The following is a 23664-nucleotide window of genomic DNA, read 5'->3' as shown; positions in this document are numbered from 1 at the left end:
CCGACGAATGGCATCGTGATGACGAATCTTTTGCAACGCGTTTTTGACTGCGACGCGCCGGTCGCGTTAATCACCGGCAGCGGAGCTCCGCGTGTTGGACAAACGATCGCCATGGAGTTGGCCGCCGCCGGTTGCCGGATTGTCTTGCACGCCAACCATAGTGTCGACCAAGCTCATACGGCGGCAGAAAGATTGCGACAGCAGTTTGATGTCGAAACGTCCGTTGCGATCGGTGCGCTAGAAGACAGTGAGACCCCGCAACGTTTAATCAGCGAATGCGTCGATCAGTTTTCACGTCTCGACATTCTGGTTAATAGCGCCGCGATCTGGCAACCGACCAAGCTGGCCGACATCACCGCCGATGAGATGCGACGGTACTTTGAAATCAACACGATGGCGTCGTTCTTTTGTGCTCGCGCCGCTGGACAAGCGATGGCGAACCAAGCGAAAGGCGGCTGCATCGTCAACATCGGCGATTGGGCGACCGAACGGCCGTACCTTGATCACGCCGCGTACTTTCCCAGCAAAGGTGCGGTCGATGTTATGACGCGTTCGCTCGCGGTTGAGCTAGCGCAGCTGAACGATTCCATCCGGGTTAACTGTATCAAGCCAGGCCCGGTTTTGTTGGCTGATGAAGTCCCTGATGCACAGCGACAAAAACTGTGCGCGAGCACCTTGGGTGGCAACATCGGATCCGCCGAACACGTCGCACACGCGGTGCGGTTTCTTTGTGAGAACACGTTCGTCAACGGAGTCTGCTTGCCCGTTGACGGTGGCCGGACAGTGTTTGCACCTGACGGGTTGCAAGTTGGCGAGAATACGGGCTGAGAGAAATCAGCCGGTCGGCAGAAAAGAAAAAGCGCCCGCCGAAGGTGCTTTCGGTCGGGCGCATCGTCTGGCAAGACAAGTGCGATTGATGAGCGGAGAAGTGGAGAGAGCACTCGCGTCAGGAAAGTTTGGCAAGTTTCGACACGGTGCTAGCCGCCCATAAATGTTCGCTTGAACCAAGCATTGCTTCGGCGGTCAAAATCGCGAATCCGATCCACCACCGTTGGCTTCTTTTTCGAAGACTCGTGGTTTGCATGTGCGGATTTTCGCTTCTGTTCCTGATGCTTCAATGAATGCGGCGACGCATCGGTCGAATCATCAGAAACGGGTAAGGGCTCAGCATCCGTAATGGGTGCCGGGATCGGTGTCGGAACGAACGAATCGTTGATCATCGGGGCAAAATTAATTTGACTCGATGCCGTCTCTTCATGGACGGTCTCGTCATCCCACCGATCATTCGGACCGATCAAAATCGATCGATCCGTTTTCGCTGGTGCGGCCGTTGCTACCGTAGCAATGGTCAGGACCACAGCCAGCGAATAGATCGCGTGAACTCTGTACATAAGCACTGACTCCCTGTCGTGTTCGCGGGTGATACAGTCCCGAAACATTCCCGACCGTTAGGCGTTCCGCAAAGCATTTGCTTTCAACGAAATGGCTTTCCGGTGCAAAAGCATCTCACTCAGGTCTGCTGATTCGGTCTACAGCCCAGCTGAACTGTCTTAAGAGTTGCGCCACTTTGGTAAGACATTCGGGCTCGGATTGTCGAAGCAACGCATTGCCGGCAAAATCCTTGGATGAGCCAATCTTCCAATCCGCTGTCGACCTTTCACATTCACGTCTACGGTCCCGTCGCAGAAGGAATTGCCGACGAGACTCTGTCCGGCCGTCAGCTGCCAATTCCCACCACATTCGAAGCGGCGATGGATCGACTGGAGCAGCTCTCCGCCCTGACCGAACCGGACGGCTCAATCGCTTGGTCGGGCCCAGATCACCAGCTCGTGGGGATGATTTACGACGCGGCTGGCCAAATCCAATATTTGGAGCTTCGTGGTCACGGAAGCCCCACCCATTGGCGAACGCTCATTCAAAGCATTAGCGGATTTGCCAAGATTGATCGGTTTTCGATCATGATTCTGCCGCTTCGACAGTGGAAGAATTTTCAAAGCTTTGAAAGTTTGCTCAGCGGATGACCCAAAGTTGAGCGCCCAGCTGGGCTGATTCTCCTGCCGTCAAAGTCGAAACAACCCGTTTTCGACGCAGTTTGCATCTTTTCCGCGAACTCTCAGCTATTTTTTCCGCTCTAGGTCATTGATTGGCACACTGGTTGCAATTAGTTGTATTCGTCGGATCGAGAAGAACTGACAAAATCGAAAGAAGGCAACCAACTGGGTCGGTTGCCAAACCAACGGAACCCCGAAAACCGATCAGCACTGGTCGGCCCTTTTCTTACGAGGGATTGAAAGATGATGAACGCTGTTTGCAACACTGAAGTACTGGATTCGCGAATCGTTTCTCAAACTGAGAACACTGTTGATCAATTGCAACTGTCGGACGCTGAGATCATGCGTCGAGTTCGTGACATCCGGTCCAACTGGTCGCTTTCAGAGCGTAAAGCCCGTCGTGAAGAAGCCGATCGCCGGTTCCAAAACCTGGTCGACACCCTGTTCGCGGAAGCCGCCTAATGCGTCGGTTCTCAGCGGTAGTTTCCGCAGAGGACAATGTTTTGCGGAGCCAGCGTGGCCAAACCGCTCAAGGCTCTTATTCGCAAAGCTTCGTTGACTCGAAGGGTTTCAACGCGTGCTGACACTGGACGAGGAGTGATGTCCTGATGAACTCCTCGTCCGCTAGGTCTTATTCGATCAATCCTCGAGTGCGTCGGCACCACCACCGGATTGTTCGATTGATTGGCCCATCACTGTCTCGTGATATCGACAGGCTTCCAGAAACGACTCGAGCAGAACGAGCGCGGCGACAGCGTCGAGCCGCTTCTTGTTTTTCTTTCGCGTCATCGAACCGGTTCGAAGCCGTTCTTTCGCCGCTGCGGTACTGAATCGCTCGTCGAAAAGTCGGATCGGCAACCCGGTTTCGTCATGCAACCAACGGGCAAACGCCCGCGATTCCTGACTTTTCTGGCTCTCTTGGCCGTCGCAGTGAATTGGCAGACCAACGACAAACCCCACTAGACGCTCTTCTTTTGCAAGCGTCCGGAAATACTTGGCGTCCAGGTCCGGAGAACGAACCTGGTAGACTTCAACGGGGCTGGCTAGCGACCGCGAAGGGTCGCAAACGGCAACACCAATTCGGACGGTGCCATAATCGATCGAAGCGATCCGGCCTGAAGTCGGAAAATGATCAGAGTCAGATGATGGATCAGACAGCGTTCTGCGCGGCTCGCGCGGCTAGGTGAGTTTTCACAGCAGCAACCGGTAGCGGGATGCCGCGAATGGTGCCATCGACAACCAGTTTATCGCCGACGACGCCTTGGAATTCAGCAACGATCATTCGGTTGCGACGTGCTTTGGTCAAGCGAATCATCAGCACCAATCGATCACCAGGAACGACAACGTCGCGAAAACGGGCGGCATCAACGCCACCAAAACCGACCATCTCGGCCCCCAGCAAATCGTGCTTTTGGGCAAAGAAGCTGGACAATTGGGCGACGGCTTCGAGCTGAATCACGCCTGGCATGACCGGCATCCCCGGCATGTGACCACGCACCCAGAACTCGTCGTGGGTGACGTCTTTGTACCCGGCGCAGCGAAGCGTTTCGACATCTTCATACAAGATGCCCGTCAGATGCTCCATCTCGTGACGTTGAGGATTCAACGCTCGAATGGCATCCAGATCAGCAGTCGGCTGATCATGATCCAGCAACGAAAGGTCAACAATAAAGTCGGTTTTGGCCACGGCAGTCGCTTCCGCAGGTAGAGTCAAATCGGAGCGGCGAAATGCTTAGGTCTTGATCTTTTTGCGTTTTGCCTTGCGTGCTTTGGCGCTGGCCGGACGACGTCCGTGGTTCGCTTTCTTCAACTTGTGGTGTGGCTTGGCCATCAATCAATCAGGTGTGAGAGTGGAGGAATTTCGAAGACCGCAGAAAATAGCAGAATTTCGTTCACCGCGGTAGTGTTACCACTAGTGCTTTGTCTCATTTCATGGTTGAACCCAATCATGGGCGACCACTAGCGGTATTGTCCGTATCTTAGTTCGTCTTGTGGTTGAGACACACTGTAGTCGGATCTCGTTTGCATCGGCATGTAATTGCGTCCAGCTGAGGTGGTGCCGAGTAAATGTGTGTTTGGTCGGGCGTCATGGGGGGCGTCCGATCGGTCACTGGTAGCAATTTTGCCTGCCGCTGTTTGCTGACGCTGTCGCAGGTACCAACTGTCGATCGTAGATCCACCCATTGGAGTCCCTGCGTCTTGCCGGTTGCCTGTTTGGCGACCTTTCCCGATGGCCGCCAGTGCCGTCGACGGCGAAGGCTGGTATGGGGCATTAAGCGACAACTCGGCGTTTTGCGATGGGGCGTTTTGCCCCAAGTTTGCCGAGGCGAGTGAAACGCTTGGCTGAGCCCCGTTTGATCGTCGCGTGTTGGAAACATAGGCGTCGACGGGACCGCTGCCATCGGCAACCCAATTGAGCCAACTTTGCTGTAGGTCGGACAACGAATCGTAGCCGTAGTACTTCTTAACGTTGCTGGTCCACGAGTTCGTTTTCATCCAGTCTTCCAAGAAGTGAATGAACTGATGTGGGCCTTCTTGTTCAACCAAAAAGCGGCAAACCGAATAGCCTTGGGCATACATGGGGAGCATGTCTTGCGGATACTCGGTCAGTAGAAACAACCGGTTCATCGCGATGCCGCGTTTGCTGCGCAGGAATTCACGCAGTTTGTGTTCGTGTTTGTTTCGTTCGGCGGCGTGTTCGACGGTGGTGCAAATGCCTTCATCGGCCCAACGTGGCAATGGGCGTCCGAAGTGTGTCGCCAACACCGTGTGAGTGACTTCGTGTGGCAAGACGCTGTCGAGAATTCTTTCGGTTGTCCCGATCACTTCCATGCGGAAGTTGCTAACCGGTCGTGGGTTGTAGGTCGTCGCCCCTTGGGCCGCCAATCGTGGACCGGCGTGAACCGTGATCGGACAGGGCTGCGGCCATGGTGGCAACTCTTTTCCGAGCCAATAGATCGCGAGTTCTTTGCGAGAACGTTCGGCTTGTTCACAAACGGCGTCGGCGAGTGCTTGAGTTTCGGCTTCGACGTAGAAGTTCTGACTTCGCTTGGTTTGGCCGTGACAGAGAACCGGAAAACCGATCTCCAGTGTTAGCAAACACACAAGCACAAATGAGCGACGTGCAATGGCATCCATGCCCGAAAACTCCCTGTTTGGGTTTTGGTCAGAGTGCTAGCAAATCCGCATCCGTTACGGGGTTTCGCCAGCGACTTTGGGGAGTCTAGGGATCGATGCTTTTGGCAGATAGAGAAGTTTTCTGAGTTTGACTCAAGTCCGAGATGCTGTCATCCGAAACGCAAAACGCCGCATCAAATCGATGCGGCGTTTCGTTAGATAGCAAAGATCGTTCAGAAGTGCTTAAGCACCAACTTTGGCTTTGGTGCGAGCTTCACGCAGTCCACGGCTGAGGATATCGCGAAGCATCGGCGAGCAGTCTTCGTACTTGGTTTGATCCGGAGCACCGTTGCTGTATTGGTAGATCGCGTCGCGGGGTTTGACGCCCAAAGCGATCAACGAACTGCTGACGGTTCCGTAATCTTTATTGCGAATAACCATGCTTGGTCGGCCAGGGCCAACGGGTGCACGGGCAAAAACGCGGCTCGCGACGGCGAGGAATTTCACCGGCGAATCCAAGGTTTGCAGGGTCAACAGACGACGTGCCATGCTGACGCGTTCGTCATCGGGGTCATTCAAGTTGTGTGATCCGATGATGTTCAACCCGGGTTGAAGATCGACCACTTCTTGACGTTGATCCGAATAAATTGCATAACCCGACTTCGCGTCGGCAATCACAAGGTTGCAACCTTCGTATTGCGTCTCGCCAAGTTCGTTGAGCGCTTTTTCCAAAGCTCGCGACGCACTGGTGCAACGGAGTAAGTCCATTGCGAGTGAGCCACGAGAACGCTGCCCAAACAAAGGCATCGTTGTCGCTCGGTTACAAACCCCGACAAACAAACCGTTTTGGTTTACGCCTAGCCAAGTACCACCAGCTTTTTGATCGATCCCACACAGGACACGGGGCTTTCCAGATTGGATCGAAGGTGTCAGACTTGGCCTGTCAAAATATTCCTCTCGATTGGCGGCAACAAGAATCGGACTTTCTGGGACCAATTGATACTGAACGGCCAATAAGCACATCGGGAACTTCTTTTCAAAGATCAGTTGGTTGCGGTAAAACCGCAAACGCCCTAGCGGATTTATGCCGCATCAGGTCGTTCACGACGAACGCCAATCTATCTGCGTCACGCTGCAACCTGCACCCCCTGGTGGGGTATTAGATAGGAAAAACCCGCGTAAATTCGGGTTCAAGGATGCCTCTGGTCCCCACTGGGCAATCTTTTACGCCAAACACTGTGCAAAAATGCAGCTAACGGCGGGTTTGATACCAACCCGAATCAACGTTCGTGAGAAAATCCGGATCGGGTTTTGTGCGCCGACGGAGCCGAGTTTACTGGCGATCCCCCACAACCTCACGCGGTTATTGATCAGCGTGAAGCATCGAAAATTGGAACAAACCAGAGGAGTGACCGTCGCTAAAACCGATGTTGTAAGCGTACGATCCGACGGGACGCATCGAGTCGATTGTCAGCGGCTTGGCCTCCGCAGCACTTAAAACCGGAAGCATCGCGGGCGATTTGGATTGCCCGCGTTTCTTTTCACGACAGGTCGCACATGGACACGCCGCCCGCAGCTTTGCTGCCGTCCATCTTGTGGTCTTGCCGTCAGACCACTGGATCACGATAGCCGTTTCGCCATCACGGGTGATTGATTCTGGAATCGCGTCCATCGATTTCTTGTGCGTGGGATCTTGAAAGTGAAAGTTGCCGTTGATTGAACCTTCACACCAGTCTTGCTCAATCACGTCCGGCTGGGAATGCCGCTGCTTCACGTGCGTTCTCAAGCAGTTCGATCCAAGGTCCGATGTAGTGGCCGTTGTCATGGAACGTTCGACCGCTAACTAAGTTGCCATCAACCACACACGGCTCGTTGACGAAGATCCCGCCACAGACTTCCAAATCGAATTGGCACTTGGGAACAGTTGCCATTTTTCGGCCACGAACACAGTCGGCATAGGCGGGAATCTCGACGCCATGACAGACGCTTGCGATCGGTTTGCCGGCTGCAAAGAAATGCTTGGTGACACGGACCAAGTCTTCGTCATAGCGAATGTATTCGGGAGCGCGACCACCACTAAACATGATGCCCACGTATTCCGCGGGATCGATTTCCGAAAACGCGACGTCGGCGTCTAAGGTGTAGCCTTCCCATTCTTTGGTGATAGTCCAGCCCGGTTTGATCTCGTGCAAGACCATCTGGTAGCGACGTTTTTCGGGCGCGGCAACAACCGGTTTAAACCCCGCTTCGATCAAGCGGTAATAGGGATACATCGTGTCCAATGTCTCGGTGGCATCACCGATCACGATCAAGACTTTTTCTTGCGACATAACTTGCGACGGAAGGTATCGGGAGGGAGTTCTTTGCAGAACGTCGCATGATACCTGATCACGTCGCACGCAATGGGGTTAGGCAGATGGCGCTAGACAGGCTGCATTGGCGCTAGACAAGGTTCTGGATGCCGAAACTGGCAATCGAAATCCCGTGACTAGCGCGTCTACGTTTGTCGCGATGAAGTTTACGAATTGGTGACTTCTTCGGAATCCAACTCGCTCGCGTCATCGACCATTGGGGCTTCGTCAACCGGTGGTCCGAAGCCGCCTTCGGCCATGACTTTGTTCTTGATCTCTTCAGCGACATCGGTGTTTTCGATCAAGAAATTCCGTGCTTTCTCTTTCCCTTGGCCCAAGTAGGTTTCGCCGTACTTAAACCACGCACCGCTGCGGTTGATGATCTTGTGATTGGTGCCGAGGTCCAACAAGTCGCCTTCGTAGCTGATACCGTTGCTGTGCATCATGTCGAACTCGGCGATGCGGAACGGAGGTGCGACTTTGTTCTTGACGATCTTGGCTTTTACGCGCTGACCGACTTGTTCTTCGCCATCTTTAAGTGCACCGATACGGCGAACATCGATTCGGCAAGAACTGTAGAACTTCAATGCCCGACCGCCAGGCGTCGTTTCGGGGCTACCGAACATCACACCGACCTTTTCACGGATCTGGTTGATGAAGATCACGGCACATTTGCTCTTGGCGATCGCACCGGTCAACTTACGCAACGCTTGGCTCATCAAACGTGCTTGCAAACCGACGTGGCTGTCACCGATTTCACCTTCGAGTTCTTTCTTGGGAACCAAAGCCGCGACCGAGTCGATCACGATGACGTCGACGGCGTTACTTTTGACCAGCATCTCGCAGATCTGCATCGCTTCTTCACCGCTGCCCGGTTGGCTGACCAGCAGCGTGTCCAACTCGACGCCCAGCTTTTTGGCCCAGGTTGGATCAAACGCGTGTTCGGCGTCGACGATTGCCGCGATGCCACCTTCCTTTTGCGCTTCCGCACAAACGTGCAAAGCCAACGTCGTTTTACCGCTCGATTCTGGCCCATAGATTTCGATGATCCGTCCACGTGGAATTCCCTGACCGCCAAGTGCCATGTCCAGCGAAAGGCTGCCCGTTTGGATGCCCTCGATGGTCAAGTGACCGGTCGCACCGAGGGGCATGATCGCTCCCTCGCCAAAGGTCTTGTCGATTTGCTGAAGGGTGGTCGCCAAGCCCGGTTCGCGTTCCAAAATCGTTTTCAGGTTTGGATCGACCTTAGGACCTTTGCTGGTTGCTTTCTTCTTAGCCATCTTCTGCTTCCTTCTTTGCCACGTTTGAAATTGTTGGCGATGATGGTGCGGTTGGTTACCGCTGACACCCCGTCCGCTCGACCGCCACCCCCCTGGTCGGACCGGTCGGAAACACCGACCGTGAAACTTACCCGCGACTGCTACCAGTCACAAGCAAACAAGCGTGGAAAACTTGTTGGCGACTGATTTCTTTTGGGGACACCTGCTTTATCGCGGGCAATGGGACACATACGGTCACCACATACCAACCGCATCTTAGAACGCTGCCAATCGCGAGTCCCCTCCCCCGGAACGCTTTACCGAAGCCGCATATTTGCTAGCAAATCAACTTGGCTTGGATCGCTTACTGCCCGATTCAGATCTACGACGTACGAGCGTGATCCCGCTCTCGGTGATCGCTTGGTTGCTTCCCGCGATCGCTGTCCGCCATCGCTCGGTTTTGGTACTCTGCCGGTTGCGACCTGCCCCCGCATCGACGACCGCCCTACCCGCTTGCAAACTTGTCCGATCCTGAACTGACCGTTTCATCCATTCTCGGATCCGAAGGGCGAATCGCTGCGCGCTTGCCTGGGTACGAGCCACGCTCCCAACAATTGGAGATGGCGGATGCGGTCGCGACGGCTTTGCGAACCGGTAAACACTTAGTTGCCGAAGCTGGCACCGGAACGGGAAAGAGCTTTGCTTACCTCGTCCCTGCGATTCTGCATGCCACCGGCGAAGCGATCATCCGCAACAGCGAAGACGAAAACGACAATCGCAAGCCGCGGGTCTTGATCGCCACCCACACGATCAGCTTGCAAGAACAACTGATCGCCAAAGACCTGCCGCTACTCAACAGCGTCATCCCCCGCGAGTTTTCCAGCATCTTGGTCAAAGGCCGCGGCAACTATTTGTCCAAACGCCGTCTGGACCGCACGATGGCCAAAATGACGTCGATGTTAGGATCGGATCACCAGTATCAGCAGCTCAATAAAATTCGTGCGTGGACGCACGATACGAGCGACGGTTCGCTCGCCACCATGCCGGTGCGGCCGGACGGTGAAGTCTGGAGCGAGATCGTCAGCGACACCGGCAATTGCCTGCGCAAGCAGTGCGACCACTTCGCCGACTGCTTTTACTTCAAGGCCCGTCGTCGCGCCCAGCACGCACAGCTGTTGATCGTAAACCACGCGTTGTTTTTCAGTGACTTGGCACTCCGCCGTGAAGGCGTCTCGATGCTGCCCGATTACGACGCGGTGATCCTGGACGAATGCCACACCATCGAAGCTGCCGCGGGCGACCACTTGGGCCTGCGTTTAACCAGCGGTCAGTTTTTGTTTTTACTTGATCGACTCTACAACGACCGCAATCAAAAAGGCCTGCTTGTCGACAAAGGGCTGACTGGTCTACAGCAACTGGTCGATCGGATTCGCTTTGCCCACAGCGAGTTTTTTGCGGACATTTTGGATTGGCTGCGTGATCACGGCGGATCCAACGGGCGGGTTCGCCAACCGGACATCGTTAGCAATCCGCTGAGCGAGCCGATGCATGAGCTCGCCAAAAAGCTGGCGATGCAAGCCAATGGCCAACGCGACGAAGCCGACCGGTTGGACTTCGAATCGGCCCACGATCGCCTGGTGCTGCTGGCGTCGTCGCTAGACCGCTGGATCCGCCAACGCGACGATGACACCGTGTATTGGATCGAATCCAAGCCATCACGCTCGGGGATGGACCGCGTCGAATTGTCGTCGTCGCCGATCGATGTGGGCGCCCAACTTCGCGAATGCCTGTTCCAAGACAAAGCCATTCGCAGTGTCGTGATGACCAGCGCGACGATCGCTTCAGGCGATGACGACAAATTCTCGTTCTTTCGATCAAGGATCGGACTGACCGGCGGCATGTCGGTCCGTGTCGGCAGCCCATTCGATTATGCCAAGCAATCGAAAGTCGTCATTGTTCGCGACATGCCTGACCCGTCGCGTGAACGTGAACTGTTCGAGCGACAGCTACCCGAACAGATCAAGAAGTACGTCGACCAATCCAACGGTCATGCGTTTGTGCTGTTTACCAGCTACGGATTGCTGAAGCTATGTGCGGCCCGGTTGGCGCGTCACTTTGCCGAACGCCAGTTGCCGCTATACACCCAAGGCGGCGATCAGAATCGGACACAAATGGTCGACGCATTTAAACGTGAACCGGGTGTGCTGTTCGGCACCGACAGCTTCTGGCAAGGCGTCGACGTTCCCGGATCGGCACTGACCAACGTCATCATCACCAAGCTGCCCTTTGCCGTACCCGATCACCCGCTGCTCGAAGCTCGGTTGGAAGCGATCCGTTCTGGCGGCGGCAATCCGTTTGTCGAGTACCAGGTGCCTGAAGCGGCGATCAAGTTCCGCCAGGGTGTCGGCCGACTGATCCGAACCCGTTCCGATCGCGGGATGGTCGTCGTGCTGGACCCAAGAGTTTGCACCAAGCCGTATGGCAAAGTGTTCTTGTCATCGCTGCCGGAACAGCCGATTGAATACGCTTCGGTCAAACAGCCCTAACGCGTCACATGATTCGATGCTGACGCTGCAGTGGCGGATCCACAAACGAAGAAAGCGTCCTTCGAACGAATCGGAGGACGCTAACGTTTGTTTTCTATCGCTTCGCAATTAAGCGAGAGTCTTAACCAGCTTGTTCAAGCGGCTCTTACCGCGAGCGGCGGCGTTCTTGTGGATCAGGTTCTTGGCGGCAGCTTGATCCAGACGTTTTGCTGCAATGCGGTATTCGGTCTGTGCCTTTTCTCCGTCGCCAGAAGCGACGGCTTCGCGAACCTTACGAAGTTGAGTCCGCATACGGCTGCGGAGCGTGCGATTGTGCAGACGACGCTTTTCGTTCTGACGCAACCGTTTCTTTGCACTTGCGGTGTTTGGCATCTTTCTCTGTTAACTTTTGCCGGAAAGCGTGATTTTGATGTGTTTTGATATCTGATCGGTTTGAATCGAGCCGCGTAGTATGGCGATGCGCTGGCGATGTGTCCAGGGATAACTTTTCTTGCCCGCCCGATTGGGTGCCAGAAAACTTGACAAATCCGCCCGATCGCTGTTTGCGTCACATTCTACTGCGCCAGCAAAAGGCCGCGTGGGTGACGACCAAACGGTGGCAGTTGGGGGACCGATCTCGACCATGTCAACGACATCGCGCGGTACTGCATCGATGTCGTGGGTTGAGTTGCATCGGCCCTCCGCTTTGCATCCCTCCGCTAAACCTTTCGGATTGAAGCCGTTTCGCAAAGATTTGCATGGGGAAGATCGGCGAATCGTCGTTTGACAGGGAAAATCTGTCCCCCCTCCTGCACCACCGGAAACGAATGGGTTCAATTGGAGTGATGAATCCCTACGTTTATTTGATCGGCGCCGGTCCGGGCGATCCCGAGCTACTTACCTTGCGGGGTGCGGCGGCACTCGCGCAAGCGGACGTTGTCCTGTATGACGGACTAAGCAACCCGAGTCTGCTGTCCCACGCCCCTCAAGCCGAACACATCTGCGTCGGCAAACACGGGCACTCGCGAATTTGGAAGCAGACTGAGATCATCGACGAAATGCTGCGTCATGCCCGTGATGGCAAAGTCGTGGCGCGATTGAAAGGCGGCGACCCGGCCGTGTTTGCCCGCACCGCCGAAGAAGTTGACGCGCTGATCGAAGCCAACATTCCGTTCGAAATCATCCCCGGCATCACCGCCGCCTTGGCCGCGGCATCCTACGCCGGCATCCCGATCACGCACCGCAAATACGCCTCCGCGGTCGCCTTGGTCACCGGTCACGAGGAACCCGGCAAAGCAGAATCGGCGATCGACTGGAACGTGTTAGCCCGATTCCCTGGAACACTTGTGATCTACATGGGCGTCACGACCGCCCCGGTTTGGACGGAAGCATTGATCGCTGGCGGAATGGACCGCGCCACGCCGGTTGCTCTGGTACGCCGCTGCAGCTTGCCTGATCAGCGTGCGATCCATTGTCGCTTGGATGAAGTCGTCGACCGGTTGACCCCGGCCAGTCGTTTTCGTCCTCCCGTAATCGCGATCATTGGCAAAGTTTCAGAGCTGGCCGAGCCGATCGAACAACTTCGCAAGCAGCTGCCACTCGCCGGTCAAACGATCGCCGTCACGCGTCCCCGACATCAAGCCGATTCGATGGCGGCGCTTATCCGGGCTCGGGGGGGCACGCCCATCATCGCCCCGGCAATCGAGATTTCCCCCGTTGATGATCCAAGCGTCTTGGATGCCGCGATCGATCGACTGGACGATACCGATTGGCTGATCTTCTGCAGCCACAACGGGATCCCGCCGTTCTTTGAACGACTGCGTTCACGATCGATCGACATAAGAAAACTTGCCCATTGCAAAATCGCCGCGGTGGGACGCAAGACAGCCGAATCGCTTGCCAAGTTTGGACTGTTCGCCGACCTGATCCCTCATCGATTCAGTTCCGAAGGCTTGCTCGGATCCCTGCAAGAAAACCTCTCCAGCTTGGACGGTCAACGCTTCTTGATCTTTCGCGCCAGTCGCGGCAGTGACGAATTGCCAATCCGATTGACTCGCTGCGGGGCGGACGTTCACGAAGTCGCCGCCTATCAAAACGTCGATGTTGATCAGCCGGACGGTCAATTTGAAACGTTGCTTGGCGAAGGTGGCATCGACTGGATCACCGTTACTAGCGGCGCGACGGCAAACAATCTGCACCGACTTTATGGTCCAATACTTCATCGTGCCCGCTTGGCCGCGCTGTCGCCAAAGACGGCCAAGGTGTTAACCGACCTGGGATACCAAGTCGCCGCAACAGCGGATCCATACACGATTGATTCTTTACTTGACGCGATCGAGAAAACGCCATGATCCCGAAGCGATATCAGAAAATGCATGAAGACCATCCGGAACTGATGCAGGCTTATGAATCGTTCGGCAAGGCGGCCAAGGACGCCGGCCCGTTGTCAGATCGCGAAGTCGCGTTGGTGAAGCTGGCGATCTCGCTGGGCGCCGGACTGGAAGGCGCTGCCCATTCCCATTGTCGCAAAGCGCTCGAAGCCGGTTGTTCAGCCGATGACCTTCGCCACGTCGCTTTGCTGAGCGCACCGACCATCGGATTCCCCACGATGATGCGAGGCAAGTCCTGGGTCGAAGACGTCATCGACAAACAGAACGCATGACCGGCACCAAGCCGGTCATGCCCCCAGCGCCGGACGACCGGTTGCTTGGCGTTGTCCTTTGCGGCGGACAATCTTCGCGGATGGGCCGCGAGAAAGCGACGCTCGAATTGCCGAGCGAACGACTTCATCGTCCGCATGGTTCCGGCCCAACGTTTCTTGGCAAGACGTTCTTGGAACACGCGGTACGAAGGTTGGAATTGGTGACGGGGCAAGTCTGTGTCTCGCTGGCTGAGGAATCAATGCTTCGTGAAGCGGCGAAGCACGAGCACGAGCACGAGCACGAGCACGAGCACGAGCACGAGCACGAGCACGAGCACGAGCACGAGCACGAGCGGATTGTTGATGCACAGCCTTCGCGGGGGCCGATTTCGGGCATTTTGGCGTCGCTTTGTTACGCCGCCGAAAACCAATTGAGTGGTTGTATCTTCACCGCGGTTGATACACCCTTGTTGCAAGTGGACGAGCTCCGCACCTTGCATCAGGCGTTTTTGCTCGACCGATCGACGATTCTGTGTGCCGCCGGAAACGGCCCGATCGTGTACGAACCGTTGATCGGCATCTACCCTGTTACCGTTCTGCCTTCGATCCGTCGTTCGATCGAGCAAGGTCAGTACGGACTACAGCACTTGCTCAAACGTCTCGCCGCCCGCCGGGTTTCGCTGCCGGAGTCTTCGACACGAAACATCAACACGCCCGCCGATCTTCAATCCCTACGTCTTGATCTATGAACGACCTGTTTGCATTCTCGGATCCTGAATCTGCACTACTGGCGGTCGCCGATGAATTGGCGGTCGTGAGCGAAATCGACACGGTCGATTTGCCGTGCGGTCGGGTGCTGGCATTACCCGTTCTGGCGGATCGTGACAGCCCCGCGGCTGATGTTTCGGCGATGGACGGATATGCGATCCGACTCGAAGATTTGCAATCCGATGTCGACCTGCCTGTCAGCGACCAATGTCCGCCCGGTGTGCAGCCGCCGACGATGAAGCCTGGTCACGCGATCCGAATCTTCACCGGCGCGGTCATTCCCAGTGAGTGCCAAGCGGTCGTCAAACGCGAAGACACCGTCGAATCGCCAAACAGCATTCGATTCCTGCCGACCGCATTGGAACTCACCAAAGAAGGCGACCACATCCGTCGCCAAGGTGAAAATGCCGCCGTCGGCGACGCTGTTCTCGATTCCGGCCTGGTCGTTACATCGGCCCTGACCGCCGCACTCGCCAACTTCGGCATCACGTCCACCAAAGTCCTACGTAAGCTTCGTGTCGCAATCCTGACGACTGGCGATGAAGTCTTGCCGCCAGCAACGAAGTCGCTTTCGCCTTGGCAACTTCGCAACAGCAACGCCGCCGCGGTCGCCGCGATCATGTCGGAACTCGCGTATGTTGATGTCGTCAAACAAGAGCACGTTCGTGACAATCGTGACGCGTTGACGGAAGCGTTCGAGCAAGCGGTTCGCGAAGCCGACGTCGTGCTGATGACTGGCGGCGTTTCCAAAGGTGACTATGACTATGTCCCCGACGTGATCGCTGATGCCGGTGCGAACATTCGCTTTCACGGCCTGCCGATTCGCCCTGGCAAGCCGATCTTGGGTGCGGTCACCAAAGCCGGTGGCTTGGTCTTGGCACTACCTGGGAACCCTGTCAGTGCGACCATCAATTGCCATCGCTTCGCCGTGCCACTGATCCGCAAGATGGCCGGTTGTCAGCACTGGATGTCCAAGCCCGAATTGGCAACGCTGGTCGAACCGATCCGCAAGACGATCCCACTTCACGCGATGCTGCTCGCCCGTCTCGTTGGCCCTGGACTGGCGGAACTCGTCCCGGCAAAAGGCTCTGGAGACCTCGTCGCGATGGCCCAAAGCGACGGCTACGTTTGCGTCTCTCCCCAAGAAGACTCGCCCGGTCCTTGGCCGTTCTTCCGTTGGTAGATTCGCCGGCCGTGCGCTGACAACATCTAGTCGCCTTTGCGGCGTAGCTCCATGACTCGGATCGGGTGCTCCGGATCGTCTTCCATCTGGACCTTGTGCTCGACATAGCTGAACGGGTGAGCTTTGATCCACTCCCTGAACTCGTTGCCAATGATGCGACACGGATCGCTTAACAACACCACGCCACCGGGCGCGAGATGCTGATCGATGCACTCGATCAACTCCGGCCAGAGTTGCCGCTGGTACGTGACATCGCTCCCTAGCAAGATCGGGAATCGTTCGTCGAGACGGTCCATCCCAAAACGCAGCCGCTGAATCTCACATCGATCTCGTACGGGGTAACTGCTCATCCGCACCAGATGCAGTGGGTCTTCTACCCCATCGGTCAAGATCACGCTGGCCCCACGAAGTGCCGCCGCGATTCCGACATGGCCTGTCCCACAGCCAAGCTCCAGCACTCGTTTACCGGCGAGATCTAATTCGCCGATAAACTGGTCTAAGCCCGCGGCGGCTCGCCAAGTCGTCGCCCAAAACGGATCGATGACACCTTCCTCGCCGGCGTCCTGTCGTTCGCAAGCATCGACCAACATCGCATCTGGATCGCTGGCGACCGCCATTTGCCAGGCTTGCCCGCCGACTTGAGTTTCCTGCCAATGCCAGTCCAACAGCGTGTTGGCGGCGTCGACCAAGTCCTGTGGGACTTCACTTGTATCTTGAGTTGTCATGTTCGGGATCTTATCAGACCGGCCGAATCACTCCAATGAAGCCTACTTGGTCAAAACGGCAAAACGAATGTCCGTCACTTTGGCTTGTGGCATCGTGGATTGAATCCGCCGCAAGATCATCCGCTTTTGAAACGTCAGCTCTTGGATCGTGACCGAGTCACTGGCGAAGACTTTCAGTACGCCGCGATTGAGTTTGCCGACGGTGATCTCGTTCGCGATGCCCTGGCCGACTGCTGCGGTGATCGCAGCCAAGAATTCGTCGTTGACGGCGGACTGAGCGTAGCCGCGTCGGGACATTAGCTGGCTGACCAGATTTCCGATCCGCTGAGCACCCTTCTTTTCCTGGTCGTTCTTTTTCGATGGTGGCATCGAGTCGTCGGCAAACCAAAAAGGTTACGGGATCGGGATTTCAAACACGCATGCCGCCGTGACAATCGCCCGGCGGCTTGACTGTTTATGCCATCGCTTAGACAGCGGCTTGAGCCTTGTCGGCGATCAACTTTTCGAGCTTTCGCATGTCGGCCGCAAACTTGCGGATGCCTTCGGCCGTCTTCTCGGTTGCCATCGCGTCTTCGTTGAACAGGAAACGGAACGTCTTTTCGTCCAGTTCCAAACGCTCGATGTCGCTCGATGCCGCGGCCGATTCGTCCAATTTCTTTTCGATCGGATCGGTCGATCCGGCGAGTTCGGCCAACAGTTTCGGGCTGATCGTCAGCAGATCGCAGCCAGCCAATTCGGTGATCTGACCAACGTTACGGAAGCTGGCTCCCATGACCTCGGTCTTGTAGCCGAACTTTTTGTAGTAGTTGTAGATCTGCTGGACCGATTGGACACCGGGATCGTCCGCACCGGTGTACTCTTGCCCGGTCGACGCTTTGAACCAGTCGTAAATACGACCGACGAATGGCGAAATCAGTTGCACGTTGGCTTCGGCACATGCAACCGCTTGCGACAACGAGAACAACAGCGTCAGGTTGCAGTGAATGCCTTCCTTCTCGAGTTGTTCGGCTGCTTTGATGCCTTCCCAAGTCGACGCGATCTTGATCAGGATGCGATCGCGTTCGATGCCTTCTTGTTTGTAAAGGTCGATCAGATGATGGGCCAAGTCGATCGTGCCCTTGGTGTCGAACGACAGGCTAGCGTCGACTTCGGTGGAAACGCGTCCTGGAACGATCTTCAAGATTTCCTTGCCGAACAAGATCAACACGCGGTTGATGATCGACGCGACTCGTTCGGAGTCCGACATCGACTTCGACGCGTGCTCTTCGATCGCCTGATCGATCAGGTACTCGTACTGTGGTTGGCCCGAGGCGGCCAGAATCAGCGACGGGTTGGTCGTGGCATCCTGCGGTTCGAACTCTCGCATCGATTCAAAGTCACCAGTGTCTGCAACGACGGTGGTGTATTGTTTCAACTGATCCAGTTGGTTGGCTCCGCTAGACACTTTTCTTTTTCCGCGTTTGGTGGAATCGGGTAGAAACGAATGTACGGTCGGCTTATCGATCGCGTGACATCGGCATGATCACGTAGCGATAACCATCTTCGGTGCTCAGCAATGCTGGCGATGCGCCAGATTCGATCTCGATTTGGAACGGCTGTTCGCGGTCGAGAACCTTGCAAAAGTCTGCCAGATAACGGTGATCCAAAGTCAACGTGATCGGTTCCCCATCGTAGGCCACGGGCAATTCGATCTGTGATTGACCGATGTCTTTCGTGCTGGCTTCTAGCTTTAGAGTCCCATCACCGAACGTAAAGTCAATTCCGCGACTTTCTTGATCGGTCACAATCGACGCTTGGCGAAGGGCGGCAAACACCGGTCCGACGGTCATGTCCAGCTGCACCGCGTTTTCACGCTGTGGCAAGACCTGACGCCAGGTTGGGTACCGTCCTTCGACGAGTCGTGAGTAAATCACCGCGTTCTTGGTTCGCAACAATAGGTCGCTTGCACGAGCGGCGATGTCAATCGATTCATCGTTGGGGTCAACCGCCCGCTCCATCAGCTGAATCGCCCGTGTCGGAACGATTGTGTTGTTACCAACCGTTTCGTGACCACCGACCGATTCGCCCTCGCCTTCCATGCAGGCTAGGCGGCGACCGTCAGTGCCGACAGCTGTCACGGTCCCTTCGGAAAGTTCCAAGAGCACCCCACCAAGGGCAAACCGGGTGTTGTCAGTATCCGTCGCGAATACAGTCCGGCGAACCATCGTGCGGAACAGTCGGGCGGACAGCACGTGGTATTTTTCCTCTTCGAAGGACACCACTGGCGGGAATTCATCGGGGTTGCCAGCGGGCAGATTGAATTTGCTGCGATCGCCTTTCAGCAGGATTCCGGTGTCGTCCGTCTCCAGCGTGATCGTCTCGTCGGTGCTCTCTCGCAAGATGGCCATGGTTCGCTGAACCGGCAACAGTGCGGTGCCTTCGGTTTCGATATCGATCCCGTCTTCGACTTCCAAGCGGATGCCGACTTCCATGTCCGTAGCGGTCAAAATCAGCTTTCCACCCGAAGCTGTGAACTTCACGTTGGTCAAGATTTCCTTGGGCGATCGTGACGGCGCAATGCTGGCGGCCAAGGAGAAGGCATTGGTCAGAGGTTCACGAGCACACGAGATTTTCATGTTGCGTAGCAAAAGCAAAGGAATGGAGTTTCGACTGCCTTCATGTTGTAACGCATCGAGCCGGTAGCGATAGCGTGGATGGTCATCCACTTCGCTCGGTCAGCTGGTGCGAGGCGTTGGACTTTTATTGTTGTCTTAAATTTTTATTTATCGTCGTCGTAAGAATACGTCCGCCGAAGTTGTCAGTAACGCCCGACTTGGATTCAAAACCAAAGGCTAGCAAAAGAGTTACGCCAATAAACCGAGCGTGGAAAACCTGTCGGTGACGCGTCGAGGGACAGTGCGAAAGTCACTCAAAGGCTGACAGTGGCTAACACTCCGGTAGTCAGCGGATTTACCGTGAACAGGAGGATCAACGATAGGCTGACAGTTGATGCACAAGTTTTCCACAGCGAAAAAACGCTGGAAAAGCCGAGTGATCAATCTAGTGGTGATAGCAAATAAGCTGTTTGGAAGAGTTGATAGGAGTGGCAGTGTCTGTCCCCGTCACGGCAGGGTTTGCCCCTGTTGGTACGGCTAGCTGCGAATCGTAGCGGTAGCCAGACACGGTCCTGTGACGTTCCGTCGGCAGTCCCGACAGAACAGCATCAGCATTCTTTAACCAATATTGCTAGCAAACTTCGATTCAGTCCAATCGTCGGGAGTGTAGCGATTTTCGCCGGCAGGCAGCGGGGGCATAGCGGGTGATTTTGCTGTGTATCCGAATCTTCGACGGGGACAGACCCTGCCAAAGACTCGGGCGGCCAGAGCGTGACGGGGCCAGACCCCGTCAGCCAATCGGCACGTGTTAGCTAGCGAGAACAGGGTGCGGGGACAGACCCCGCGACACCCACGAAGCCGTGACAGGCTCTGTCCCCGTCACGCAATAGGACCTGTTTGCTTGGATGCGAGAAACGTTGCGGGGCCAGACCCCGTCACGGTGTAGAGGACGCAACAGACAACGTTTCCCGGCGGTCGATGGATGATTCGGGGCGGTGAGAACTGGGCGGTGAGAAAACGCTCAGCAGAGGGCAGAAACGGTGACGGTGTCTGTCCCCGTCAGCCTGAATTGGCGTGGGGATTTCTGACGGGGACAGAGCCTGTCAATTAGTTGATGGGCTCTGATACCAGCTCATTCGTGTACCGATGTTGGTACGACTGGGGCAGTCAGACCGAAGGCAACGGGCGTGTTGTGCAAGTAATGCTGGCGCGGTAGAGGTGCTGCTAGGCAGCCAGCTTTTCTTTCGCTTCGTGCATGATGCGGCTGAGATCCGCATCAGACTCCAACAGCGATTCCGTTTTGCGGATCGCGTGAAGGACCGTCGAGTGGTCGCGTCCGCCGAAGTAATCGCCGATCTTGTCCAAACTGCATGGCGTCATCCGGCGAGCCAGAAGCATTGCTAGCGAACGAGCACGGACGACCGATTGCTTGCGGGAACCGCTTCGCAAATCTCGGGTGCGATGGCCCCAAATTTTAGCGACCGTTCGCGTGATCTTGCCCAGATCGATGTCGTTTAACTCGCCAGCCGCATTGATCGCAGACTGAACGGCTGCGATATCCACACCGCACTGTGTCATACGGCAATGCAGATCGATTTGCTTGATCGCCCCATCTAAGCTGCGTACGGAGACCTCCGTTCGCAGGCCCGCCTCGAGCAAGGCCAAGTGTTCGTCGCTGATTTCGACGCCCCGCACCAGCGACAACTCTCGCAACAAAGCCAAACGACTTTCGGCCTGTGGATAGGCGAGCGGAATCGTCAGCCCAATCACCGCTCGAGATGCAAGCTGTGGCCGAATCGCCCGCGTTTCAGTTGGCAGACGACGACTGGTCAGAATCGTCGGTGCACCGCGTTGGATCCGTTGGTCGATCCGACTGGTCAGCTCGTCTTGGGCTGCGGTTTTGCCCGCGATCAAATGCAGATCTTCGATCACCAACACAGCCGCTTTATCAATCGAGCGTCGCAAGTGTGGAATGTCGTCCGCCGCAACGGCGTCCGCATATTCCCGCGCGAAATCAAGCGCTGACAGATACCTGACCGCTGATGGGTCATCAGCCAGCGACGCTTCTGCCGAACAGCGAGCGGCCAAATGCAATGCGATCGTGGTTTTTCCAGAACCTTCTGGCCCAATCAACAGCAATGGTCCCGTCGACCACATCGACGTGTCGGATTGGCAAACGAAAGCGACCAACCGGTTTTCATCACCAGCAACAAAGACTGGCAACGAAGCATTGCGACCATCAAACGACAGCTTGGTTTCCCGCGGACGCTGCTTCAGCAACGGTCGTTCAACCGGGAAAGTGTCGATCGGTAGTTTGACGGGCGAATTCACAACGCGGGTTACGTTCGAACCGGAAGGTTTAATGCTGGAAAGCGGTAGAACTGACAAACCTCGCCAATCCAGCGGACGCCCTATTCTAGCTTCTCCCTTTGCTTTTCAAGTGACTTTTCCACGTAGTTTTCAACAATCTCTTAGGATCTTAACTTGTTGTAAATACGGCAGATACGTCCCGCAGCTTCGTCAATTTCTGTCGCAGTGGAAAACCGGCTGACACTGAACCGAATTGCACTGCCAATAGCCCACTCGGGGCATCCCATCGCTGTCAAAACATGGCTCGGAGGGCTACTGCCACTGCTGCAGGCAGACCCGCTGCTGCAAGCTATCTGGGCCATGTCCAATGCCATCAAAATCGACTGCCTATCCACCCCCTCAAGCGAAACGCAACTTGTGTTCGGCAAACGGCTTACGTTCCTTCCGTGGATGAGAAGACCAGGAATGCCTGAAAGCAGGGCATCTTCGAAATGATCACGAAGGCTGACGATTCGCTGACAGTTTTCTGACAGGTTATCCACGGCAAGTTCAATTGCTTTAGCCATCCCCACAACCAAGGGGACCGGCTCTGTCCCCGGTCGGCTGAGCAGTTGTTGTTCACCACCGAAAAGTGCTGGACGTAATTTCAGGCCCGGCGTCAAAAGCAGTCCACCGATGCCTTGGGGGCCATGAAATTTGTGGGGGGTAAAAGTCACCGCGTCGGCGGACATGTTGGCGATGGACACCTCCATTTTGCCGATCGATTGTGTTGCGTCGACATGAAAGGTAGCCCCGTTCCGCCGACATCGTTCCGCGATCGCTGCGGTGGGCTGGACAATTCCGGTTTCGTTATTGGCCGTCATGACCGAGACGAGTGGCTTATCGAACTGACCAAGGCATTGATCGAGCGATTCGAGGTCAACGGTTCCGTCAGGCTTCACAGCGATATAGCCGACTTGGCGACCTCGCTTGCGTTGGGTTTCGGCGAATTGCAACACGCTTGCATGCTCGATCGAGCTAACGACCAGCGGCGTCTCAGGTTCGGCAAGACCGGCGAGCGCCAGATTGTTGGATTCAGTCCCGCCGCTTGTCAGGATCAAACGAGGGCCGCCCGGTTGGGAGAGGTCGGCGCCAAGCGAACGGCCGATTCGAATGATCGCATCATCAAGAGCATCAGCGGCGGACCGACCGAGGGCATGCAGGCTGGAGGCGTTTCGCGGACCACGGCGCATTTCTTCGGCGATGACGTCGATCACGGCGGGGTCCATCGCTGTGGTCGCGTTGTTGTCCAGGTAAATCATCGGGCGGTCATTCGGGCCGAGTCAGCTTCATCGATTGCAGGGTTTCAGCGTCGGGGTAATCCGCGAGAGCATCTTGTAGGACTTCGTCTGCAAGACGATCTCGATTTGCCAGACGTAAGTCTTTGACCAAGTCGGCATTTTGCTGCACCATGAATTCATCGACAGCCAGGGTCAGACTGGGCGCGTCATCATCCCCCGGCAGCGTTCTGGCCAGTTCCAACAATGGTGGGACCAATACGTACAACTCGCGGGTGGCAAGTTTCTGGATTTGTGGCCACAGCACGGCGGCACGTTGTGGATGTGATTTGTTCCAATCCACCCAGAAAGCCACGCCGCCGCGATCAAAAACGGATAGCGATTGGATCAAAAGCGATGCGATGGCGGGCGTCATCGTCGGTCCTCGCCGGATCCAAACGAGATGCCATTGCTTGGGTTTCTGTCCACGAGGGAACGAAATCAATGAATCGGCGAGCAGTTGCTTGCTGACAGGATCTTGAACCACCGAGCGACGGATCGGTGAGATTTGGACATGCAACAAAGGGATTTCGTAAAACGAAAACTCGCGAGTTTGAAAATGGCTGGGTGCGAATTCGACACCGGTGACGTTCCCTTTGAATAGAACGACCCCGCCCACCAACACCACCGCAAAGATGCTCGCGATGACGACCATCTTTTTGCGAGAGTTGCGAAATCGGGGATTCGTTCGCGAGCGTGAAAGGTTGGAATCCGTCGTAGACACGTTGTGTGATAAAAAAGCGAATGGGGACCGAAGGTTGTGGCTCTCGCTGAAGGACGATCAAGCCCTCAGTCGCTACGATAACACGGACCGGGACAACAGT

General features: G+C 55.9%; 25 protein-coding genes. 8 read left to right on the top strand and 17 right to left on the bottom strand.

Translation table 11 applies throughout. The features are described 5' to 3' along the window. The first annotated feature begins 18 nt into the window (after positions 1-18). On the top strand, positions 19-828 hold the full coding sequence (locus tag CGZ80_RS13060; RefSeq protein WP_198953685.1) for an SDR family oxidoreductase: 810 nt from the start codon (positions 19-21) through the stop codon (positions 826-828). A gap of 149 nt (positions 829-977) precedes the next feature. Here CGZ80_RS13060 and CGZ80_RS13055 read toward each other — a convergent pair whose 3' ends face one another. Then, entirely contained in the window at positions 978-1397 is a 420-nt protein-coding gene (locus tag CGZ80_RS13055; protein WP_143543905.1) for a hypothetical protein, read from the bottom strand. Between the two features lie 228 nt (positions 1398-1625). Between CGZ80_RS13055 and CGZ80_RS13050 the strand changes: the two genes are divergently transcribed. Both CGZ80_RS13050 and CGZ80_RS13045 read left to right on the top strand, forming a co-directional pair. Next, a complete protein-coding gene (locus CGZ80_RS13050) occupies positions 1626-2021 on the top strand; it encodes a hypothetical protein (RefSeq protein ID WP_094415033.1) in 396 nt (131 codons plus the stop codon). Positions 2022-2294: 273 nt separating this feature from the next. After that, entirely contained in the window at positions 2295-2513 is a 219-nt protein-coding gene (locus CGZ80_RS13045; protein WP_233148399.1) for a hypothetical protein, read from the top strand. A 177-nt stretch (positions 2514-2690) separates the two neighbouring features. Here the strand turns inward: CGZ80_RS13045 and ruvX are convergent, their stop codons facing one another. The 8 genes from ruvX to recA form a co-directional block, all read right to left on the bottom strand. Further along, complete coding sequence (gene ruvX, locus CGZ80_RS13040) at positions 2691-3152, bottom strand: Holliday junction resolvase RuvX (protein ID WP_315851417.1); 462 nt, start codon at positions 3150-3152, stop codon at positions 2691-2693. Positions 3153-3201: 49 nt separating this feature from the next. Further along, complete coding sequence (locus tag CGZ80_RS13035; RefSeq protein WP_094415029.1) at positions 3202-3738, bottom strand: 3-hydroxyacyl-ACP dehydratase FabZ family protein; 537 nt, start codon at positions 3736-3738, stop codon at positions 3202-3204. 45 nt (positions 3739-3783) lie between these two features. Next, positions 3784-3882, bottom strand: a complete 99-nt coding sequence (locus CGZ80_RS29230; protein WP_372894368.1) for a 50S ribosomal protein bL37 — start codon at positions 3880-3882, stop codon at positions 3784-3786. Positions 3883-4010: 128 nt separating this feature from the next. Further along, on the bottom strand, positions 4011-5189 hold the full coding sequence (locus CGZ80_RS28270; protein ID WP_198953684.1) for a hypothetical protein: 1179 nt from the start codon (positions 5187-5189) through the stop codon (positions 4011-4013). A 222-nt stretch (positions 5190-5411) separates the two neighbouring features. Continuing rightward, positions 5412-6191, bottom strand: coding sequence for an NRDE family protein (locus CGZ80_RS13025; RefSeq protein WP_094415272.1), 780 nt, complete (start codon positions 6189-6191; stop codon positions 5412-5414). 340 nt (positions 6192-6531) lie between these two features. After that, complete coding sequence (locus CGZ80_RS13020) at positions 6532-6915, bottom strand: DUF971 domain-containing protein (protein WP_233148398.1); 384 nt, start codon at positions 6913-6915, stop codon at positions 6532-6534. After that, the gene (locus CGZ80_RS13015; protein ID WP_094415027.1) at positions 6908-7498 is read right to left on the bottom strand and encodes a DJ-1/PfpI family protein; all 591 of its coding nucleotides are present in this window, start codon (positions 7496-7498) and stop codon (positions 6908-6910) included. The genes CGZ80_RS13020 and CGZ80_RS13015 overlap by 8 nt, the downstream gene beginning before the upstream one ends. Before the next feature lie 188 nt (positions 7499-7686). Then, on the bottom strand, positions 7687-8799 hold the full coding sequence (gene recA / locus CGZ80_RS13010) for a recombinase RecA (protein ID WP_094415025.1): 1113 nt from the start codon (positions 8797-8799) through the stop codon (positions 7687-7689). Between the two features lie 500 nt (positions 8800-9299). Here recA and CGZ80_RS13005 point away from each other — a divergent pair, with 500 nt between their 5' ends. Continuing rightward, positions 9300-11324: an ATP-dependent DNA helicase gene (locus CGZ80_RS13005; protein WP_094415023.1), complete on the top strand. Its 2025-nt coding sequence runs from the start codon at positions 9300-9302 to the stop codon at positions 11322-11324. Between the two features lie 108 nt (positions 11325-11432). Here CGZ80_RS13005 and rpsT read toward each other — a convergent pair whose 3' ends face one another. After that, positions 11433-11696: a 30S ribosomal protein S20 gene (rpsT, locus tag CGZ80_RS13000; protein ID WP_094415021.1), complete on the bottom strand. Its 264-nt coding sequence runs from the start codon at positions 11694-11696 to the stop codon at positions 11433-11435. A gap of 452 nt (positions 11697-12148) precedes the next feature. Here rpsT and cobA point away from each other — a divergent pair, with 452 nt between their 5' ends. Genes cobA through CGZ80_RS12975 form a run of 4 tightly spaced genes read left to right on the top strand, consistent with a single transcriptional unit; the run spans position 12149 to position 15895 of the window. Beyond that, positions 12149-13654 carry a uroporphyrinogen-III C-methyltransferase gene (gene cobA / locus CGZ80_RS12990; protein ID WP_094415268.1) on the top strand — a complete coding sequence of 502 codons (1506 nt, stop codon included), beginning with the start codon at positions 12149-12151 and terminating at the stop codon, positions 13652-13654. Beyond that, the gene (locus CGZ80_RS12985) at positions 13651-13965 is read left to right on the top strand and encodes a carboxymuconolactone decarboxylase family protein (protein ID WP_198953683.1); all 315 of its coding nucleotides are present in this window, start codon (positions 13651-13653) and stop codon (positions 13963-13965) included. The genes cobA and CGZ80_RS12985 overlap by 4 nt, the downstream gene beginning before the upstream one ends. After that, positions 13962-14693, top strand: coding sequence for a molybdenum cofactor guanylyltransferase (locus CGZ80_RS12980; RefSeq protein ID WP_094415018.1), 732 nt, complete (start codon positions 13962-13964; stop codon positions 14691-14693). Before CGZ80_RS12985 ends, CGZ80_RS12980 begins: the two co-directional genes overlap by 4 nt. Further along, positions 14690-15895, top strand: coding sequence for a molybdopterin molybdotransferase MoeA (locus tag CGZ80_RS12975; protein WP_094415017.1), 1206 nt, complete (start codon positions 14690-14692; stop codon positions 15893-15895). Before CGZ80_RS12980 ends, CGZ80_RS12975 begins: the two co-directional genes overlap by 4 nt. 26 nt (positions 15896-15921) lie before the next feature. Here CGZ80_RS12975 and CGZ80_RS12970 read toward each other — a convergent pair whose 3' ends face one another. The 7 genes from CGZ80_RS12970 to CGZ80_RS12940 all read right to left on the bottom strand — a co-directional run bounded on the left by CGZ80_RS12970 (position 15922) and on the right by CGZ80_RS12940 (position 23564). After that, entirely contained in the window at positions 15922-16620 is a 699-nt protein-coding gene (locus CGZ80_RS12970; protein WP_198953682.1) for a class I SAM-dependent methyltransferase, read from the bottom strand. Between the two features lie 42 nt (positions 16621-16662). Beyond that, the gene (locus CGZ80_RS12965) at positions 16663-16989 is read right to left on the bottom strand and encodes a DUF721 domain-containing protein (protein WP_094415015.1); all 327 of its coding nucleotides are present in this window, start codon (positions 16987-16989) and stop codon (positions 16663-16665) included. Positions 16990-17086: 97 nt separating this feature from the next. Further along, complete coding sequence (tal, locus tag CGZ80_RS12960) at positions 17087-18064, bottom strand: transaldolase (protein WP_094415013.1); 978 nt, start codon at positions 18062-18064, stop codon at positions 17087-17089. A gap of 52 nt (positions 18065-18116) precedes the next feature. Beyond that, positions 18117-19325 (bottom strand): DNA polymerase III subunit beta, encoded by a 1209-nt coding sequence (gene dnaN / locus CGZ80_RS12955; protein ID WP_409994545.1) that lies wholly within the window; start codon positions 19323-19325, stop codon positions 18117-18119. Positions 19326-20438: 1113 nt separating this feature from the next. Then, positions 20439-21545 carry a helix-turn-helix domain-containing protein gene (locus tag CGZ80_RS12950; protein ID WP_146042934.1) on the bottom strand — a complete coding sequence of 369 codons (1107 nt, stop codon included), beginning with the start codon at positions 21543-21545 and terminating at the stop codon, positions 20439-20441. 140 nt (positions 21546-21685) lie between these two features. After that, on the bottom strand, positions 21686-22825 hold the full coding sequence (locus tag CGZ80_RS12945; RefSeq protein WP_094415009.1) for a cysteine desulfurase family protein: 1140 nt from the start codon (positions 22823-22825) through the stop codon (positions 21686-21688). Positions 22826-22832: 7 nt separating this feature from the next. Beyond that, positions 22833-23564 (bottom strand): hypothetical protein, encoded by a 732-nt coding sequence (locus CGZ80_RS12940; RefSeq protein ID WP_143543904.1) that lies wholly within the window; start codon positions 23562-23564, stop codon positions 22833-22835. Positions 23565-23664 lie beyond the last annotated feature (100 nt).

It is taken from the genome of Rhodopirellula sp. MGV, from assembly GCF_002251265.1.
Classification (GTDB): domain Bacteria; phylum Planctomycetota; class Planctomycetia; order Pirellulales; family Pirellulaceae; genus Stieleria; species Stieleria baltica_A.
The sequence above is the reverse complement of the archived record's forward strand: the minus strand, read 5'-3'. Positions and strand labels throughout refer to the sequence as shown.

Bases quoted from the DNA above. Each gene is read 5' to 3' on its own strand.
- CGZ80_RS13060 (WP_198953685.1), top strand. From the start codon at position 19: ATGACGAATCTTTTGCAACGCGTTTTTGACTGCGACGCGCCGGTCGCG.
- CGZ80_RS13050 (WP_094415033.1), top strand. From the start codon at position 1,626: ATGAGCCAATCTTCCAATCCGCTGTCGACCTTTCACATTCACGTCTAC.
- CGZ80_RS13045 (WP_233148399.1), top strand. From the start codon at position 2,295: ATGATGAACGCTGTTTGCAACACTGAAGTACTGGATTCGCGAATCGTT.
- CGZ80_RS29230 (WP_372894368.1), bottom strand. From the start codon at position 3,882: ATGGCCAAGCCACACCACAAGTTGAAGAAAGCGAACCACGGACGTCGT.
- CGZ80_RS28270 (WP_198953684.1), bottom strand. From the start codon at position 5,189: ATGGATGCCATTGCACGTCGCTCATTTGTGCTTGTGTGTTTGCTAACA.
- CGZ80_RS13025 (WP_094415272.1), bottom strand. From the start codon at position 6,191: ATGTGCTTATTGGCCGTTCAGTATCAATTGGTCCCAGAAAGTCCGATT.
- CGZ80_RS13015 (WP_094415027.1), bottom strand. From the start codon at position 7,498: ATGTCGCAAGAAAAAGTCTTGATCGTGATCGGTGATGCCACCGAGACA.
- recA (WP_094415025.1), bottom strand. From the start codon at position 8,799: ATGGCTAAGAAGAAAGCAACCAGCAAAGGTCCTAAGGTCGATCCAAAC.
- rpsT (WP_094415021.1), bottom strand. From the start codon at position 11,696: ATGCCAAACACCGCAAGTGCAAAGAAACGGTTGCGTCAGAACGAAAAG.
- cobA (WP_094415268.1), top strand. From the start codon at position 12,149: ATGAATCCCTACGTTTATTTGATCGGCGCCGGTCCGGGCGATCCCGAG.
- CGZ80_RS12985 (WP_198953683.1), top strand. From the start codon at position 13,651: ATGATCCCGAAGCGATATCAGAAAATGCATGAAGACCATCCGGAACTG.
- CGZ80_RS12980 (WP_094415018.1), top strand. From the start codon at position 13,962: ATGACCGGCACCAAGCCGGTCATGCCCCCAGCGCCGGACGACCGGTTG.
- CGZ80_RS12975 (WP_094415017.1), top strand. From the start codon at position 14,690: ATGAACGACCTGTTTGCATTCTCGGATCCTGAATCTGCACTACTGGCG.
- CGZ80_RS12970 (WP_198953682.1), bottom strand. From the start codon at position 16,620: ATGACAACTCAAGATACAAGTGAAGTCCCACAGGACTTGGTCGACGCC.
- CGZ80_RS12965 (WP_094415015.1), bottom strand. From the start codon at position 16,989: ATGCCACCATCGAAAAAGAACGACCAGGAAAAGAAGGGTGCTCAGCGG.
- CGZ80_RS12945 (WP_094415009.1), bottom strand. From the start codon at position 22,825: ATGATTTACCTGGACAACAACGCGACCACAGCGATGGACCCCGCCGTG.